18 protein-coding genes and 1 pseudogene are annotated in these 17240 nt (G+C 64.2%); 5 read left to right on the top strand and 14 right to left on the bottom strand.

The genetic code is table 11. The features are described from left to right. Positions 1-23 precede the first annotated feature (23 nt). The 3 genes from FO488_RS15175 to FO488_RS15165 are packed head-to-tail and all read left to right on the top strand — an operon-like array spanning position 24 to position 4215. On the top strand, positions 24-1280 hold the full coding sequence (locus FO488_RS15175) for a dihydrolipoamide acetyltransferase family protein (RefSeq protein WP_149211327.1): 1257 nt from the start codon (positions 24-26) through the stop codon (positions 1278-1280). A gap of 56 nt (positions 1281-1336) precedes the next feature. Then, complete coding sequence (locus FO488_RS15170; RefSeq protein WP_149211326.1) at positions 1337-3754, top strand: Lon protease family protein; 2418 nt, start codon at positions 1337-1339, stop codon at positions 3752-3754. A 50-nt stretch (positions 3755-3804) separates the two neighbouring features. Next, the gene (locus tag FO488_RS15165; RefSeq protein WP_149211325.1) at positions 3805-4215 is read left to right on the top strand and encodes a bacteriohemerythrin; all 411 of its coding nucleotides are present in this window, start codon (positions 3805-3807) and stop codon (positions 4213-4215) included. 48 nt (positions 4216-4263) lie between these two features. Here FO488_RS15165 and FO488_RS15160 read toward each other — a convergent pair whose 3' ends face one another. The 8 genes from FO488_RS15160 to FO488_RS15125 form a co-directional block, all read right to left on the bottom strand. Further along, a complete protein-coding gene (locus FO488_RS15160) occupies positions 4264-4488 on the bottom strand; it encodes a Rho termination factor N-terminal domain-containing protein (protein ID WP_370514284.1) in 225 nt (74 codons plus the stop codon). A gap of 165 nt (positions 4489-4653) precedes the next feature. Beyond that, positions 4654-4947, bottom strand: coding sequence for a putative quinol monooxygenase (locus FO488_RS15155; protein ID WP_149211324.1), 294 nt, complete (start codon positions 4945-4947; stop codon positions 4654-4656). 65 nt (positions 4948-5012) lie between these two features. Next, complete coding sequence (locus FO488_RS15150; RefSeq protein WP_149211323.1) at positions 5013-5648, bottom strand: flavodoxin family protein; 636 nt, start codon at positions 5646-5648, stop codon at positions 5013-5015. Between the two features lie 228 nt (positions 5649-5876). Beyond that, on the bottom strand, positions 5877-7007 hold the full coding sequence (locus tag FO488_RS15145; RefSeq protein ID WP_149211322.1) for a M20 family metallopeptidase: 1131 nt from the start codon (positions 7005-7007) through the stop codon (positions 5877-5879). Beyond that, complete coding sequence (locus FO488_RS15140) at positions 7004-7516, bottom strand: GNAT family N-acetyltransferase (RefSeq protein ID WP_149211321.1); 513 nt, start codon at positions 7514-7516, stop codon at positions 7004-7006. Before FO488_RS15140 ends, FO488_RS15145 begins: the two co-directional genes overlap by 4 nt. Before the next feature lie 70 nt (positions 7517-7586). Continuing rightward, the gene (locus FO488_RS15135) at positions 7587-8069 is read right to left on the bottom strand and encodes a GreA/GreB family elongation factor (RefSeq protein ID WP_149211320.1); all 483 of its coding nucleotides are present in this window, start codon (positions 8067-8069) and stop codon (positions 7587-7589) included. Between the two features lie 108 nt (positions 8070-8177). Further along, positions 8178-8648: a DUF1456 family protein gene (locus FO488_RS15130; protein ID WP_149211319.1), complete on the bottom strand. Its 471-nt coding sequence runs from the start codon at positions 8646-8648 to the stop codon at positions 8178-8180. A gap of 79 nt (positions 8649-8727) precedes the next feature. Further along, a complete protein-coding gene (locus tag FO488_RS15125; protein WP_149211318.1) occupies positions 8728-9270 on the bottom strand; it encodes a YaeQ family protein in 543 nt (180 codons plus the stop codon). A 345-nt stretch (positions 9271-9615) separates the two neighbouring features. Between FO488_RS15125 and FO488_RS15120 the strand changes: the two genes are divergently transcribed. Together FO488_RS15120 and FO488_RS15115 are read left to right on the top strand one after the other, a co-directional pair. Then, positions 9616-10086, top strand: coding sequence for a VOC family protein (locus FO488_RS15120; RefSeq protein ID WP_149212215.1), 471 nt, complete (start codon positions 9616-9618; stop codon positions 10084-10086). 36 nt (positions 10087-10122) lie between these two features. Then, positions 10123-10527: a DoxX family protein gene (locus FO488_RS15115; protein ID WP_149211317.1), complete on the top strand. Its 405-nt coding sequence runs from the start codon at positions 10123-10125 to the stop codon at positions 10525-10527. A gap of 29 nt (positions 10528-10556) precedes the next feature. On the opposite strand, the gene FO488_RS15110 is transcribed toward FO488_RS15115, so the two are convergent. From FO488_RS15110 to FO488_RS15085, 6 genes and pseudogenes are all read right to left on the bottom strand, one after another. After that, positions 10557-11051, bottom strand: coding sequence for a tRNA-uridine aminocarboxypropyltransferase (locus FO488_RS15110; RefSeq protein ID WP_149211316.1), 495 nt, complete (start codon positions 11049-11051; stop codon positions 10557-10559). A 90-nt stretch (positions 11052-11141) separates the two neighbouring features. Then, positions 11142-12005, bottom strand: coding sequence for an NAD(P)-dependent oxidoreductase (locus FO488_RS15105; RefSeq protein ID WP_149211315.1), 864 nt, complete (start codon positions 12003-12005; stop codon positions 11142-11144). A 14-nt stretch (positions 12006-12019) separates the two neighbouring features. Then, a complete protein-coding gene (locus tag FO488_RS15100; protein WP_149212214.1) occupies positions 12020-13960 on the bottom strand; it encodes a transglycosylase domain-containing protein in 1941 nt (646 codons plus the stop codon). A 97-nt stretch (positions 13961-14057) separates the two neighbouring features. Further along, on the bottom strand, positions 14058-14594 hold the full coding sequence (locus FO488_RS15095) for a YgjV family protein (RefSeq protein ID WP_149211314.1): 537 nt from the start codon (positions 14592-14594) through the stop codon (positions 14058-14060). Positions 14595-14859: 265 nt separating this feature from the next. Beyond that, positions 14860-16082, bottom strand: a pseudogene (locus FO488_RS15090) (serine hydrolase domain-containing protein). A gap of 272 nt (positions 16083-16354) precedes the next feature. Then, a complete protein-coding gene (locus tag FO488_RS15085; RefSeq protein WP_149211313.1) occupies positions 16355-17236 on the bottom strand; it encodes a pseudouridine synthase in 882 nt (293 codons plus the stop codon). Positions 17237-17240 lie beyond the last annotated feature (4 nt).

The raw sequence follows: 17240 nt of genomic DNA, 5'->3' as shown, positions 1-17240 counted from the left end.
GGAGAAGAAGGGGGCATCGCACCATGGCAACTGAAATCACCATGCCCAAGCTGTCGGATACCATGACCGAGGGGAGTTTCATCGGCTGGCGCAAACAGGTGGGTGAGCGGGTGGAGCGGGGCGAGGTGATCGCCGAGGTGGAAACCGACAAGGCGGTCATGGAACTGGAGGCGTTTACCTCGGGGGTCCTGCTCAAAATCATGGCGAAAGAGGGCGAAAACGTCCCGGTCGGCACGGTGCTCGGACTGATCGGCGAGCCGGGCGAGGTTGCGGCCGGGACGGAAGCGCCTTCCCACGAGGCTGCCGCCGTCACACCCGCTCCCGCGAAACCGCCGGCACCTCTCGCCCAGGAGGCGGCACCTCCGCCGCCGCTGGCGCCGCCTCCCTCCGCCCCCCCGGGGCACGACGGTGACGACCACGAAAAGGCGTCGCCCCTGGTGCGCCGCATGGCGCGGGAGATGGGCGTCGATCTCTCCCGGGTGCGCGGCAGCGGCCCCGAGGGGAGGATCCTTCAGGAAGACCTGGCGGCACAACCGGCAGAGGCCCCGGCGGCACCGGACGCCACAGGTCCGGCTGTTGTACCCCCTGGCCCGGCGGAGGTCGCCTCGCCTGCCGTCCCGCCGGCGCCGAGCGCCATGCGCCAGGCCATTGCCGCCACGGTCAGCCGTTCCTGGCAGGAGATCCCCTTTTTCACCGCCACGGTGGAGGTGGGGATGGATGCCTGTCGCGAAGTGGTCAGCGAACTGAAGGGGAGCGCCGGGCAGGTCGGCTACCATGCCCTGCTGCTCAAGGCATGCGGCGTTGCCCTCACGGGGTTTCCGCTGCTCATTGCCGGCGGTGCCGGCGGACCGGTCAACATCAGCTTCGCCGTGGCCCTGCCGGACGGCCTGTTGATGCCGGTGGTCAGGGATTGTGCGCACCTGCCGGCAGCGGAGATCGAACGGGAGGCCGCCCGCCTGGCGGACAGGGCCAGAAGCGGGCGGCTCGCCTCGGAAGAGATGTCGGGCGGGGGGTTCTCCCTCTCCAACCTGGGCATGTACGGGGTGGACGAATTCCACGCCCTGATCCTGCCGGGACAGGTTGCCGTCCTGGCGGCGGGTACCGTGGCCGAGCGGCCCGTGGTCAGAAACGGCCAACTCGGCGTGGCCCCCACCATGCGGGTCACCCTGTCGAGCGACCACCGGGTGGTGGACGGCGCCTACGCCGCCAGGTTCCTGGCCGAGGTGCGCCGCGTCCTGGAGCACCCGGTTTTGCTGCTGGCCGCCCATGATTCGCCGTGACGCAGTTTCCGGCCACGGAGTTTGCTTCCTATTTTTCCCTTGCGCAGGAGCGTCCCATGTCATCCACCAAACTGCTCATCCCCGCTGAAAAGCTCCGCTGGCAATGCGACCCCCACAGCCTCGATTTCGAGACCACCGAGGAGCTCCCCGACCTGGAAGACGCCATCGGGCAGGAGCGGGCCCTGCGCTCCATCGAGTTCGGTCTCGGCATGGAGGGCACCGGTTTCAACCTCTACATCTCGGGCGAGACCGGCACCGGCCGGGCCTCCACCATCCGCAGCATCCTCAGGAAACGGACCGCAACCGAGCCGCAGCCCTGCGACTGGCTCTATGTCCACAACTTCAAGGATCACGACGCGGCGGTGTCCCTGTCGCTGCCGGCCGGCATGGGCGGCGGGCTGGCGGCGGACATGAAGGAGTTGATCGAGTCCTTCAAACAGGATATCCCCAAGGCCCTGGAAAGCAGGGAGTACGAGAACCGCCGCACCGAGATCCTGGAAACCTACCAGGCCACCAACAGCGAGCTGTTCCAGGTGCTCGAGAAGGCGTGCGGGAAGCGCGGCTTTACCTTGCAGCGCACGGTCTCCGGGCTGGTGGTCGTGCCCCAGAAGGAGGGGCGCAACTACACCCAGGAGGAGTACGAGGGGCTGCCCCAGAAAAAACGCGAAAAGCTGGAGAAGGACGGCAAGGAGCTGACGGAGCGGTTGAACGAGGTGCTGCGCCAGGTGCGGGAGAACGAAAAGGCGACCAAGGATGCGCTTTCCCAGGCCGACCGGGATTTGGGCATGTCGTGCCTGGGCCATCATCTCGACCCGATACGCCAGAAGTATGGCGAGTTTCCGAAGGTACTGGCCTACCTGGAGGCGGTGCAGGAGGATGTCCTCAATAATCTTGAGGACTTCAAGCCCCAGACGGCCCAGCCCCAGATCCCCGGCCTGAGGATGCCCCGCCAGGAGCCGACCTTCGAGCGCTACGAGGTCAATGTGCTGGTGGATAACCGGGAGGCCGCGGGCGCGCCGGTCATCTTCGAGTCCAACCCCACCTACAACAATCTCTTCGGCCGCATCGAGCACGTCATGCAGTACGGCGGCGTGGCGGTGACCGATTTCACCATGATCAGGCCCGGAGCGCTCCACCGGGCCAATGGCGGCTACCTGGTGATCGACGCCCGGGAGGTGCTGATCAACCCCTTTGTGTGGGATTCGCTCAAGCGCTGCATCCGGACCGGCGAGATCAGGATCGAGGATGTGCTGGAACAGTACCGCTTCATGACCATGGTATCCCTGAAGCCGGAGCCGGTGCCGCTGCAGGCCAAGATCATCCTGGTCGGCTCTCCCTGGATCTACTATCTGCTGTTCCACCTGGACCCGGATTACCGCAAGTTCTTCAAGGTCAAGGCCGAGTTCGACAACCGGGTCGCACGCACACCGGAGATCATGCGGGACTACGCCCTGTTCGTGGCCACCCACTGCCGGTGCGAAAAGCTGTTGCATTTCGACCGCAGCGGGGTCGCCCGCCTGCTGGAGTACACCGCCCGCATGGTGGAGGACCAGGAGAAGCTCTCCTCCCAGTTCATGGAGATCGCCGACTTCATCCGGGAGGCGGGCTTCTGGGCCCAAAAAGACGGGCATGCCATCGTGAACGGCGCCGACGTGCAGCGCGCCGCCGAAGAGAAGCTCTACCGGGTGAACCGCATCGAAGAACGTCTGCAGGAGTTGTACGACGACGGCACCATCATGGTGGATACGGACGGGGAGGTGATCGGCCAGATCAACGGCCTGTCGGTCATGTCCCTGGGCGATCACACCTTTGGCCGCCCCTCGCGCATTACCGCCCGGGTCTACACCGGCCAGGCCGGCATGGTCAACGTGGAGCGGGAGGTCAAGCTCTCCGGGCCGATCCATGACAAGGGGGTCCTGATCCTGACCGGGTATCTGGGGGGGACCTTTGCCGCCACGTACCCCTTGTCGCTCTCGTCCTCCATCTGTTTCGAACAGTCCTACGACGGCGTCGAGGGGGACAGCGCCTCCTCCACCGAGCTGTACGCCCTCCTGTCGGCCCTGTCCGGCGTTCCCATCAAACAGGGGATCGCGGTGACCGGCAGCGTCAACCAGCGGGGTATCATCCAGCCCATCGGCGGGGTCAACTACAAGATCGAGGGCTTCTTTGCCGTCTGCAAGTCCAAGGGGCTGACCGGGCGGCAGGGGGTCATGATCCCCAAGGCCAATGAGCGGAATCTGATGCTGCGCGATGATGTGGTGGCGGCGGTCGCAGCGGGCCAATTCCACATCTGGAGTGTGGAAACCATCGAGCAGGGGATCGAGATCCTGACCGGCATGGCCGCCGGCGCACGCGCCAAGAACGGCGCCTTTCCCAAGGGGACGCTGTACCACCTGGTGGATGTCCACCTGCGGCGGATGGCGGAACTGTTGCAAAGGCACGAAGAAAAAGGTAAAAGAAAAACCAGAAAATGAGTCGGGTTGACCGGCCTGTTATTTAAGACTGTCAAAGAGGGGTATCGGGTATGGGAATCGCGTGGAGAGAATCGCTGGCAATCGGCGTGCCGGAGATCGACAATCAGCATAAGGAGCTGCTGTCGCGTTTCGACAGCCTGCTCAAGGCCTGCGAGACGGGCAAGGGAATGGACGAGTTGCGGCGGCTTTTGGGATTTCTCGATGAATATGTGATCAGCCACTTCAGCGACGAGGAGGCCATCCAGAGAAGCAGCCGTTATCCCGCCTATGCCGCCCATAAACAGGAGCACGACGGATTCATCGTCCGGGTCAAGGCGTTGAAGGACGAGATAAAATCGGAAGGGGTGGCCGTCCATCATGTGACGGAAACCAACAACATGCTGCTCAAGTGGCTGATAAACCACATCTCCAAGGTTGACGCGGAACTGGGCAAATACCTGCGGGCCACCGGGGCGCCATAGGAGGAACGGGCCGGGGTAGGGGGGTATCCCTCTGCCCGGTCCCGGTTCTCAGTCGCAATCCTCCCGCCAGAGACAGTTGTCCTGGCCGCAGGTGGCGGCTTTGCCGGAATCGAAGCACGACTCGTTCCCTTCGGCCTGCTGGATGGCGCGCACCAGATCGGCCTTTTTCATCTTGCCGGCCCTGATATTGAGCTGCTTCGCCCGTTCCCTGATTTCATCAAGCTTCATGACGCGTTCTCCCATCATATCGGTGATGACATCCCGTAACATCATAGCGCAGCCTGCCGGAATTTCCACAACGGTTGCGTAACAATTCGTAAAAAATCACTCATCCCACCACTCGGGCAAACGGCTCTTGAACCGCCCATAGCCCTGAAAATGGAAAACCCCGCCTGAAAAGACGGGGTTTATGGATGGTCCGCAGCGGTCGAGGCCTGGTTACGGCTCAATCTTGGTCAATTTATTCACGGACCGTTCCCGGATCATGCCCTCTATGGCGGTGAAGCAGGTCCGGTAATGGGCCGTCTCCTTGTGTTTTTCCAGAAAGGCTCCGTTCTCCCAGGTTTCGTAGAAGAAGAACAGCGCCGGGTCCTCATTATCCTGGTGCAGCCGGTATTCGATGCACCCCTCTTCGTTTCTGGTCGGCGCAATCAGGGTGAGCAGTTCGGCCCTGACCGCATCGGCCGCCTCTTTCTTCGCCAGTATCCTGGCGACAACGGTTAATCTCGACATGGGTAGTCCTCTCTCGCTGTGTTTTTGCCGGGGTTGCGGAAAGCGTTCCGCACGCCCGACGCCATTTACCGGATGAAATTCATGAAGGTTTTGGCTTCCGCCTCAGGCTCCGCAACAGACCCTTTGCCGTGTTCCACCAGTTTCATCAGCCATGCCATGTTTTTGCCCAGCACGCGCATGATCTGCTGCCCCTCGTCGTCCTGTGCCACCTCTCCCGGGCGGGTGCCGTGGATGACGTTCCAGTAATTGGTGCTTGGCACCAGCATCTCGGCATAGTGCAAAAAATTGTTCAGCTGGTCGAAGGTGGGCACGCCGCCGGAACGCCGCACCGCAACCACCGCGGCGCCGACCTTGTGCCGGAACATCCCGCCGTTGGAGCCGGCGACGTAAAAGGCCCGGTCCAGAAACGACTTCATGGTGCCGCCTATGGCGGCGTAATGGACGGGGGTCCCCAGGATGATCCCATCCGCCTGTTTCATCTTCTGGAGGGCGTCGTTGAGTTCGTCGCCCGGCAGGATGCAGCGTTCGTTCCGGTTGTTGGCGCACTGGCCGCAGGCGATGCAGCCCTGGATCACCTTGTTGCCGATGTGGATGATCTCGGTTTCCACACCTTCCTTTTCAAGCTCGGCGGCAACCATCCTGATGGCATGGTAGGTATTGCCCTCTTTTTTGGGGCTGCCGTTGATGGCGACAACGTTCATCGATTCGTCCTCCTGTTTTCGCGCGGGTTTCACCGCCGCGCTTCTCTTGTTAAATGGTGTGCGCCATATTCTGCCATAGGCGCTCATTCGTCAATAACGGACTATTTGGGTACGTAGTATCTTTTTTGTAACATTGCGGAAGAAAGATGATCCGATGGTATCTCGGGAGAGGGGGACACATGGGGTAGGGACGGCATGGCGCACCGGGAGGCGCCCCGATGTTTCGGATCACCCCATCCCCAGGGCCAGGGCGGCATAGATGCGGGCGGCCTCAGCCACCTCGTGGAAGGGGACCTGCTCGTCGGCCGTATGGGCGCTCTCCAGGGAGCCGGGCCCCAGGATGATGGGCCGGGTGCCGGCCCCATGGAAGAGGTTGCCGTCCGAGTGGGAGCGGAAGGCGCTCAAGCGGGGCGTGCGCCCCAAGCGGGTGTAGATTTCCTCGACCAGCCGGGCCGGTCGGCTGTCATCGCCCAAGTCGTAGCCGGGTGAGGCGAAGTCGAAGCTCACCTCCATGTCCAGACCCGGGATGAAACGCTCCGCTTCGGCGGCGATGCCGCGGATCGCCCCCTGGAGGGCCGCGGGGTCCATGCCGGGGGGCAGGTGCAGATCGATCCACGCTTCGCACCGGTCCGGGACGACAAAGCCGGCCCGGGACGAACTCAATTCCCGGATCGAGTAGACGATCTCCCCTCGCTCCCGGTCGAAGAGCGGCGCCTTGCCCAGATGCAGCAGCAGGCGCAGCATGGACTCCACCGCGTTGTGTCCCAGCTCGGGCAACGAGGAGTGGCGGCGCAGGCCGCGGGTGACGAACCCCGCCTCCAGGTAGCCGTAATGGGCGAAGCAGGGCGCCAGCCCGGTTGGCTCGCCGATCACCACCCAGGGGGGATGGCACTGTTGCAGGAAGGCGGCGCTGCCGTCGCCGTTCTCCTCCTCCCCCACCACCAGCAGCAGGCCCAAGGATGGCCGTTCCTCCGGCCCCAGGGCGTCGGAGATGGCCAGCCACGCCTCCACCATGGCGGCGCACCCCCCCTTCATGTCGGCGCTCCCCAGGCCGCGGATGAGGTTTTCCTCCTCGCGCGCGCCGAATTCCTCCAGGTCCCAGGCCGGGACCGTGTCCACGTGCCCCACCAGGTAGAGTGCCGGCGCGCCGCTCCCCATGGTGACCCGCAGGTTGTAGCGTTCGCGCTCCACCTCCTGACGCTCCACCCGGAAGCCGGCGCGGCTGAGAACCTCCTCCAGGTAGAGCTGGATGTCCTCCTCCTTGCCGGAGGGGGAGTAGATGTCCAGCATCTGGAGCAGGGTTCTGCGCAGCCGCGTTGGGTCAATGGCCTGCCAAACCTCGTCCAGGCGGGCGTTCATGGTTTCTTCACCGCCTTTTTCCTGGCCTTGCGCGTCAGGTTGAGGGACATGTAGACATGTTCCTGGATATCGTCGAAGCCCTGCTTCTTGAAGAAGTTGATGGCGGCCAGATTATCGGCAGAGGTATCGATGATGATCATCCGCACCCCCTGCTCCACCATGCGGCGCCTGATCTCATGGAACAGCCTGCTCCCCACGCGCCCCTTCTGGGTGTCCCGCCGGACCCCCAGCCAGACCAGGTAGCCGTACATCCAGGGTGAGTTATGCTTCTTGACTGTGGTCCCCAGGGCAAACCCGACGATGCGCCCCCCCATTTCCGCCACCAGGCACAGTTCGGTGTCCGAATTGAAGAGGGTGGTGATCTCGAATTCGTCCCAAGTACGGTAGAGGCTCTGGGAGTATTCGACGGTGAAGACCTCCTCGCCGATATGGAACACCTCGGGAAAATCGTCGATTTCCATCTCGCGGATGCGGGGGGTCTCCTCGCCGCTTAAGGTCGTTTCGGCCATGGCATCACCTCGTGCCGGCATTTTTCTTCCAGTATACCAGAAAATTCCGTTCTTCCCGGTCAGGGGCGCATCAGCAGACCTCCACAACGGTGAAGGTCTGGGCCGCGGCCCCCTCGCCCATCTGCACCTCGTCGCCGGTTCTCAGCCCCAGCAGGGAACGCCCCAGGGGGGAGCGGGGGGTGATGACTACGATCTCGCCGCCACGGTCAGCGATCTTCATGCCTCCGGCCTGGGGGCCGAGAAAAAGCCGCCGCACCTCCCCCAGCTCGCTTTCGAGGGTAACCAGGGCCGTCAGCCGGATCGGCGCGGCGTCGTCGAAGCCGGACAGCGTCAGGGTGCGGTAACTCTCCAGGGCGATCCTGATCTCCTGGGCGCGGTTGGCCTGCCCCTGGGCGATGTATGACGCCTCCAGGGCGGTGGTGTCGTACTTGTTGTCGGGGAGGCACTCCTCGTGGGTGGCCGCTTCGTGGGCCGCCCGCGCGGCGCTGGCCAGCACCGCAAGGTCGGCGGCAAGCCGTGCGGTTATCTCCTGAATCATCTGTTCCTTCGTCATGGCTCGCACCTCTCCGGCTGTTTCGGTAACGCTGGCGTAAAAAAGGGGGCGGACCGCATGCCATCAAGCGGACCGCCCCCCGAAATTCCGGGCACATGCCGCTGCCGGCTAGGTGTTGCCCCCGCCAAGCGCCAGGCCGCGGATGAAGTTGCGGAGGACCTGGTCGCCGCAGGGCTTGTAGTTCCTGTGCCCTTTTGCCCGGAACATGGCGGACAATTCGGATTTGGAAAGCTGGACCCCGGCCTTTGCCAGGACCGCGAGCATCCCCTCGTCGTTCAGCTCCAACGCGATTCTGAGCTTGCGCAGGATGAGGTTGTTGTTCAACGCCGCGTCCGGCGCCGTGGGCGCACCGGGTTTCGGCTCCTGCGCGCCGCGCCGGGAAACGATCAGGCCGTCCAGAAAGGCCCGCATCACCGCCTCGTCGCAGGCCATAAAACCGGTCTCCTCTTCCTTTTTCAGCAGTTTCAGCACCTCTATCGGTTTGATTTCATGCCCGCCCAACGCACACAGTTCGGCGATGGCCTCGCCATTCAGTTTCAGGGCGTACCGCAGGCCGCGGAGAAGATCGTTCGTGGTCATGGTGTTCCCTTCGTGACGGTCGTGATGGGTGTGGCTGTCGCACATGGAGCGGCGATGCGGCTGGTTCCGCCCGCCGGGCTCACCGGCTGCCCACCTTTACCAGGAGGGGGCTCTCCACGGTTTCTGCGCCGCAGGTCAGATAGAGCGTGCCTTCGGTGATGGTGACCGACCAGGCGATGGAGCGGTCCAGCAGCGCGACCAGCCGGGCGATCATGGCCGGGTCGATGCTGACGATGGTGAGATTGGCCAGCTTCTCCAGTTTGGGCAACTGCTGCTGGTCCCATGTGGCGAGTTGCCTGCCGCAGGCGAGCAGGGCGACCCGTTCCGAGTGGCGGCTCGCCTTGATGACACGGTCCGCCTCCGGCAGGCCGACCTCGACCCAGAGCCGCACCCTGTCGTCGCCCCGTTTCACCCAAAGGTCCGGTTCGTCCGTGGCGCTGATCCCCTTGGTGAACGTCAGCTCGGCTTCATGGAAGATCGCGTAGGCCAGCAACCGGGAGACAAGCCGTTCCTCGGTTTCCGAAGGATGCTGGGCGACCGTTGCCTGCAGGGTTTCGTAGACGCCATGGTCCACGTCCGAGAGTTGGAGGGCCGCTTTGTAGACTTTGGACGGCAGTGCCATGTGTGGTGATATCCTCGCTCCTCTGCCGGGTCGTGTCCCGGCGCAGAGGTTTGGGTGGTCTGTAACCTTCTGCACAAGTATTGGGGATGAGCCAAAAAATTTCAACCGTCTTCATGCGGCCATCAGCGGCTGAAGCCGCGAGAAGCGCCGGAACGCCCCGGCAACGCTGCAAGGCCGGCCCGCGTGCGGCCGGTTTTCCGCAGCTCCCCCTGCCGGTCGCCCGGCCATACAACGGCGTATTGCCTTTTTTCGGCAAGGGACTAAAATAATCTTTATAAAGGGGCGATTCCCATGAGCGCGGAGAAACAGTCCCGTTCGCGTGACGCTCCAGAAGGGAGGAACATCATGGGCACCACGGTAAAACCGATCCCTGACGGCTATCACACGGCGACCCCCTACCTGATCATCACCAACGCCGCCAAAGCCATTGAATTCTATAAAGAGGCGTTCGGCGCCACGGAGTGCATGCGCCTGCCAAAACCCGACGGCAAATTGATGCACGCCGAAATCGTGATCGGCGATTCGCCGGTCATGCTGTGCGATGAATCGCCCGAGTGGCATGCCCTCAGCCCGCAGACCCTGGGGGGCACCGCCGTATCCATTGTCCTGTACGTTGCCGATGTGGACGAGGTGGTGAACCGTGCGGTCGCGGCAGGCGCCACGCTGCTGATGCCGGTTGCGGACCAGTTCTGGGGTGACCGCATGGGCACGGTCGCCGACCCGTTCGGGCACAAATGGTCGATTGCCACCCATACGGAAGACGTGGCGCCGGAAGAGATCGGTGCGCGCGCCGCGGCCCTCTGTGCCGCGAAATGACCCCGTAACCGGCCACCATCACCAGGAGGTGCTGCCATGAAGTCCTTTTTGTCGCCCTACAACGCCCAAGGGTACGCCCTGATGCGGATCGTCGTCGGCTTTCTCTTTCTCTGGCACGGCGTCCAGAAGCTTTTCGGCATCCCGGTCCCCATGCCGCCGGGGGTTCCCCCATTCATTACCTACGTCGCCGGCCCGATCGAGTTGATTGGCGGCATTCTGGTCATGATCGGGCTCTTCACCCGCTGGGCGGCTTTCATCACCAGCGGGCAGATGGCCGTGGCGTACTGGATGGCCCACGGAACGAAGGCGCTGCTGCCGATCCAGAACAACGGCGAGCTGGCGGTGATCTACTGTTTCGTGTTCCTGTGTATCGCCACCCAGGGGGGCGGGATCTGGAGCGTCGATGCCCTCAGAGGCGGCGAGAGCCGGCCGGGGGGATGATGTGAGCTTCGAGGCTCGCCGTCGCCGTCTCAGTGTCCCGGCACCGCTCCCCGCATGGCTCCGGGGGGCCTGATGAATGCCAGGAAGCGCTCCAGCAGCTGCTCCGCCTCTTCGTTCCTCCCCGTACCGCGCAGGATTTCCATCACGCACTCCGCGGTGCAGAGACAGGCCTCTTTCTGGTTCTTCCGGAGGTTGTAGCGGGAGGTGCCGGCCGGCTTGAGGCAGACCCGGCGGAGTTTCAGGAGATAGGGGCTTCGCTGGTGGATCTTGCGCGCCTCGTGCCAGGTGCCGTCGATGAGGACGAAATGATCGATACCGGTCAGGTCGTCGTCACTCTCGTCCGGTGCGCCGGGATAGACCAGGGCCACGCCGCCCGCCTCGATGTCCTCCATGAGTCCGGCGGGCGGGTTCAGCCGGTCCCAGCGGACCTGCTCGGCCGCGTCTCCCAGGACCTCCAGCACCAGTTTCCCGGTATTGGAACGTTTGCCGAACTCCTTGGAATGGGTCAGGAGGGTAAACTTCATGTCATGCCCCCTCCGCCCATCCTCCCGGTGACCCGCGACCTCTTGTTCATGCCGATGCCTCTCCCCCGCCGCACTCCCGCCGGTTCCGTCCTATTGTTTGATGACCTGGAAGACCGCGGCAAGGTCCTCGTCGGCGTGCCCTGCCATGCGCGCCCGCTTGAAGGTCTCGTTGACCGCGGCGATGCAGTGGAGCGGCTGCCCCAGTTCATCCCCCAGGGCCACGGCAAGGCGCAAGTCCTTCTGCATGTGCTTGAGCGGAAAGCTGGTGGGGTATTCGCCCTTGAGCAGCATCGGTCCCTTGCCCTTGAAGAGCGGGTTGGCGAGCGCGCCGGCATCGAGGGCCTCCAGGATCTCGGCACCGTCGAGTCCCCCTTTCTGGCCAAGGGCCACCCCCTCGCAGAGGGCCGTCACCATTCCTCCCATGATCGCGTTCACCACCAGCTTCATGCGCGCCCCCTGGCCGACCGCCCCCAGGTAGAGGCGCTTCTTCCCCATCCTGTCCAGGGCCGGGGCGGCCTCGTCGTACAACCCCCGGTCGCCTGCGGCCAGGATGATCAGGGTGCCGTCCTCGGCCGGCTTTTTCGTGCCGGAAACCGGCGCCTCGAGGAAGCGGCCGCCGCGGTCGGCCACCGCCCCGGCGACGGCGCGGGCGGTTACGTCGTCCACGGTGGACATGTCGATGTAGCCGCGCCCGGCGCCGATCCCCTCCAGCACCCCATCCGGGCCGAAGCAGACCTCCGTGGCGGCGGCGGGGTCGGCGAGCATGGCAAAGGTAATGTCGCAGGCTGCCGCCACCTCCCGGGGGCTTCCCCCCTGGCGTGCCCCCAGGGCCACCAGGGGGGCGCATTTTGCCGGGTTGCGGTTCCAGACCGTGACCGGGAAACCGGCCCGCACCAGATTGGCCGCCATGGCGTTACCCATGATGCCGAGACCGAGAAAACCGAACTGGGGCATATTCCTTCTCCTTTTCACTGTTGTGGTGCCGGCGGGGCCGGCACGGGCACGGCCTCGCCTCCGCCATGTTTGGGGCAGTAGCGGGTGGGCTCGGTTCCGGCGATATAGAATTCATCGTGCTTCTTGGGGCACTCCGCCGTCGCCAGGTAGCCCGTGACCGGGTCGATGGCAACGGAAACCACCGCATCCGGCCTGGGAAAATCGACAGCCGGCCTCGCGGCCACGGCCCGGCGCATGAACCGCTCCCAGATGGGGGCGGCGACCGCGCCTCCGGTAAAGCCCCTCCCGCCGGGCCGGGGCTTGTCGTACCCCACCCAGACGCCGGTTATTACCTGGGGGGTATAGCCGACGAACCAGGCATCCCGGTAGTCGTCCGTGGTGCCGGTCTTCCCGGCGGCCGGGTGCTGCTGGCTGAATTTTCTGAGGGATTTCGCGGTGCCGTAGGTCATGACGTCCTTCAGCATCTGGGTGGTGACAAAGGCGGTGGCGGGCGCCAGGGTCGGGGCGACGATCGGGGGATTCTCCGTCCAGGCGTGGCGCCGGTGGTCATAGATCCGGATAATGGTCCGCCCTTCGGAGTGCATGCCCCCGGTGGCCAGGGGGGTATACGCCTGGACCAGGTCGTTCAGGGTGACCTCATCCGTCCCCAGGGCCAGGGAAAGGCCGTTCTGGGCCCGCAACGGCAGCCCCATTTTCCCGGCGAAATCGGCAAAATACGGCACCCCGATGGCCTCGAGCACCTTGACCGTGACGACGTTGCTGGAATATGCCAGGGCTCGCCTCAGGGAAAGCTCGCCGTACTGCTCCCTCCCGTAGTTCTGCGGTTTCCAGACCTGATTGTTGCCCCGGTCGTAGGCCACCGGCGCATCGCTCCAGATGCTGCCGGCGGTAATCCCCTTTTCCAGGGCCGCGGCGTAGATCAGCGGCTTGATGGCCGACCCGGGCTGGCGTTTGGCGGAAAAGGCCCGGTTATAGGAGCCCTTGGTAACGCCGACGCCCCCCACGGCCGCCAGCACGTCCCCCGTGGCGGGATCAAGGCACACCAAGGCCCCCTGCAGGTGGGGGGAGATGCGTTTCACCCCCTCGGCCAGCGCCTGTTCCGCCTGTTTCTGCAGGTTCAAGTCCAGGGCCGCGGTCACCTCCAGCCCCCCCTGTTCGATAACCTCCGCACCGTACCGCTCCATGAGTTTGGCCCGGATATGGGCCAGATACTGGGGGGCCTGTCCCGACGGCATGAAGGTAACCCGCTGGGTCCTCAACCGCTGTTTCTGGCGGGGGGTGATGATATTCAGGTCCACCATCCGTTTGAGGACCACATCCCGCCGCCGCGTGACGTTGGCCCCCTTGCCCAGCGGATTGTAACGGCCCGGATTCTTGGGCACGCCGGCCAGGAGGGCGCACTCGGCCTCGGTCAGGTCCTCCGGGTTCTTGTCGAAATAGATGCGGGCCGCCTGGACGATGCCCCAGGCCCCGTTGCCATAATAGATCTCGTTGAAATACATCTCCAGAATCTGCTTCTTGGTATATTTCTTTTCGAAATCCATGGCCAGGCGGGCTTCGTCCAGCTTGCGCTCGATGGTCTTCGCGCCGGACAGGTACTTGTTCTTGATCAACTGCTGGGTGATGGTCGAGCCCCCCTCGACCATTTTCCCCTTGACCACATCCTTCACCAGGGCCCGGGCGATGCCGCGGATATCGATCCCGCCATGTTCGTAAAAGCGGGCGTCTTCAACCGCCACCACCGCTTTCTGCAGAAAGGAGGGGATGCGGTCGATGGTTGCCCAGTACCGTTTCTCCGACAGGAGGCGACCGACATACCGCCCCTGGTTGTCGAAAACCTTGATGGAGCTATAGTCGGGCGCCAGGGGGGGGTAGGCGGCAAAGCCGCCCTGGGCAGCGGCCCGGCCGGTCAGGGCCAGGACCAGGGACAATGCCAGGAGGGCGGCATGCAGCAGCCTTTTACCACGGATGTCGCTGAGGAGATTCAAAATAGTCTGTCCCACACTATCAAGGTGTCGAAAAACGCTTTACGCATGGTGCCGTACCCTGTCGTCATTCCGCCCTGCCCACCGCGCCGCCGGCCCCGGCAAGGTCCCGTTCGGGCGACCTGAGAATGCGGACCATGGTCGAACCGTTGACGATGGCGATGATCGTTTCCAGGAGCGTGCCGCCGATGGAGCCGCAGATGATGTTGTTGGCCAGCCAGAGGAACGTGCTGACCAGCAGGGCCAGGCGCATGGGGATTCCCCGCATGGTGAAGACCGCCAGGGTGGCGATGCTCGAGGCGCCCACGGGAAACCAGCCGACCCCGCTTTTGGCCAGGGTGAGCCCGACGGCCATGTTGAGGCCGATGATCACCACGGCCAGCAGGGGGGAACGGATCTTTATGGCGAGGAACGAGCGCCCGCTGGATATGAGGGCGCTGGCCGCGCCGGGGAGGTTTCCCAGAAGCGTGAAATGCACCGCGTAAGCGAGGCATTCCGCTCCGTTGAAGAACTTCAGGCGGTGATCGATCTTTTGAAAAAAGGCCGTCACCCCGAGAACGAAGGCAACATACCCGACGCATTGGGCTACGGAAAACGGTTCCATCCATCAGACTCCTGCAGCGGCGCGTGTGAAATACCTTTGTGCCGCCAGGTTCTGGGAATAGCACAAAAGGGGGTACACTGCAATGGGCGCCTTGTGCCGCCATGCCGCTTCCCCGTCAAGAACGGCGCAGTTCCGCCGTCCAGCGGCTGCTCCGGGGAGATGGAAAACGCCGCACCCACGGAAAACGGCAAAGGGCTGCCGTGGGGCCGCCCTTTGCCGTTCTGCCGTCACCTGTTCCCTGCGCTGCGGGGGCCCCTCCGGGGCTCTACGCCCGGCGGGTCCGGCCATAGGGTTTGTGCCGATGGTTTTTGCCGCTCTTTTTGGCGTACTGACGGTACGCCTTGGCGTGCTTGGAGGCCGCCGCCACCAGTCTGACGCGGTGTGAAACGGTTGCAGGCTTCCGCTCAACCACCTTCTGGTGCGGGTCCGGGGCGATCCGTGCAACCTCCGGCGCCGCCGCCGGGTCGTGGCCATCGCCCGGTTTGCGGAACTCGGCCACGGCAAGGGTGGAGATGTCGCTGCGCAGTTTGTTGAACTGCCTGATATTCTGGTAGTCCAGGCGATTGGTCAGGAGAATCACGAACAGGTCCTGCTTCGGGTCGATCCAGATGGAAGAGCCGCTGTAACCGGTGTGGCCGAAGGATGCCTCCGAGAAGAGTTTCCCTTTCGGCGCGGAAAAGGGAGAAGCCATGTCCCAGCCCAGGCCGCGCACGACCGTGCCGTTGCGGCAGGAGAACGGGGTGGTCATCTGTTTCACCGTCTGCTCGGACAGGATGCGCCTGCCGTCAAGCGCCCCTCCGGCGAGCATCAGCCGGGCAAACCGGGCAAGGTCCTGGGCGGAGCTGAACAGGCCGGCATGGCCCGCAACGCTGCCGAGGCGGCGCGCATTCCGGTCCTGCACGATGCCGCCGTCCCCCCCCACCGTGGGGGCGATCCGACCCGCGAGGTCCTGGGGGGCAGGAACATGGTCTCGGCAGCGGCAAGCGGCGCGAAGATCTCGTCATGGCAGAAGGCGTTCAGGGGCTTGCCTGAAACCCGGTGGACCAGCTCGCCCAGCAGGATGAAGTTGATGTCCGCATAGTGGAAGCTGCTGCCCGGCCGCGGCCGGTTTTTCTCCGCCGCCGCCCTGAGGATGGCGTTTTTCATGGCCTCTTCCGTACCCATGTCGAAATCGGCGAGCCCTGACGTGTGGGTCAGCAGGTGGATGATGGCGACGTTTTCCAGCTCGGACCCCTTGAATTCGGGAAACCAGAGGGGCAGGGGGTCCGTCAGGGAGATCCGTCCCTCGTCCAGCAGTTTCATCACCGCCGGCGCCGTGGCGATGACCTTGGTCAGGGAGGCGAGGTCGAAGATGGTCCGCCCGTCGAGCGGCGGCGCGTCCGGGCGGGCGCTCAGCCGTCCGCGGGCGGTGCTGGAGAGGATGCCGTTGTGGTCTCCGACCACCACGACGCCGCCGGCGATGAGGTTGCCGGCAATGGCCCGCTCCATGAGAAGGTCGATGGTGGCCATACGCCCGTAATCAAGGAGGTCGTCCGATGCGAAGAGGGGCGACGCGGAAAAAAACAGGCAGCAGGAAATGAGGCAGCAAAAGAGACGCACGATAGACCTTTACGGGGTACAGGCTGTTGATCGCAGGTGTCCGGGCGATTATCCGGGGCGGCTATGACACTCCAGTGATTACCATAACATGGGAACGGATGCAAATGTTGTGATGCCGGTCACGCGAATCGGGGCCATCCCCACGGGGCGGCCCTGCCGGGCTACCACGACAGCGTGCGTCCGGAGACGAATTCCCGGTCCCGGCCGCTGAGGGGGTCCCTGAAGCGCAGCCTTCGGGCGACAAGCTGGAGCGGGGTGGCGAAGTTGTCCTCTCCCTCGGGCTGCAGCTCGGGGTAGTACCGGTCGTTGAGGATCCCGAAACCGAGACCGCTCATATGGAGCCGCAACTGATGGGTCTTGCCGGTGTGCGGGTGCAGGACGAAGCGGGCCACGCCCCCCCTGACCTCCACCAGATGGATGACGGAGCGGGCATTGGCGGTGCCGGGCACCGTCTTCATCCGAAACCACGGCTCACCCCGTTCGATCCTGTTCACCACGTCCCACGTCCCCGGCTCCTGGAGCGGCGGGCACACCGCCAGGGCCTGGTAGCTCTTTTCGACGAGGCCATTCGGGAACAGCCGGCTATAGAGCCCCCTGCTCTCCCGGTTGACGGAAAAAAGCACCAGGCCGGCCGTTTCCCGGTCGATGCGGTGCAGCGGCGCCAACTCCTCGATCCCGGTGCTTTTGCGCAGGCGGTTCAGCAGGCATTCGTCCACATACCGTCCACCGGGGGTCACGGGCAGGAAATGGGGCTTGCAGGCGACCAGGAGATGGTCGTCCCGAAACAGGATCTTTTCGGCAAAGGGGATGACCGGCTCGGCGGCGACCTCGCGAAAATAGAAGATCCGCCGCAGGGGGGCGTATTCCGCGTCCAGGGTTATGGGGTGCCCCCCTTCGCCGATGACCTTGCCTTCCCTGATCCGCTCTTCCCAGACCTCCCGGGGGATAGCGGGGAATCTCCCGCACAGGAAAGCGAGGATGGAGGGATACGGCCTCTCGGCCGGCGGCATGGTCACGACGGAAGGATGTGTGGAAATCCCCATAGGG

Source organism: Geobacter sp. FeAm09, from assembly GCF_008330225.1.
Taxonomy (GTDB): Bacteria; Desulfobacterota; Desulfuromonadia; order Geobacterales; family Pseudopelobacteraceae; genus Oryzomonas.
Note: the sequence above shows the minus strand (reverse complement) of the source record. Positions and strands in the feature narration are given on the sequence as shown.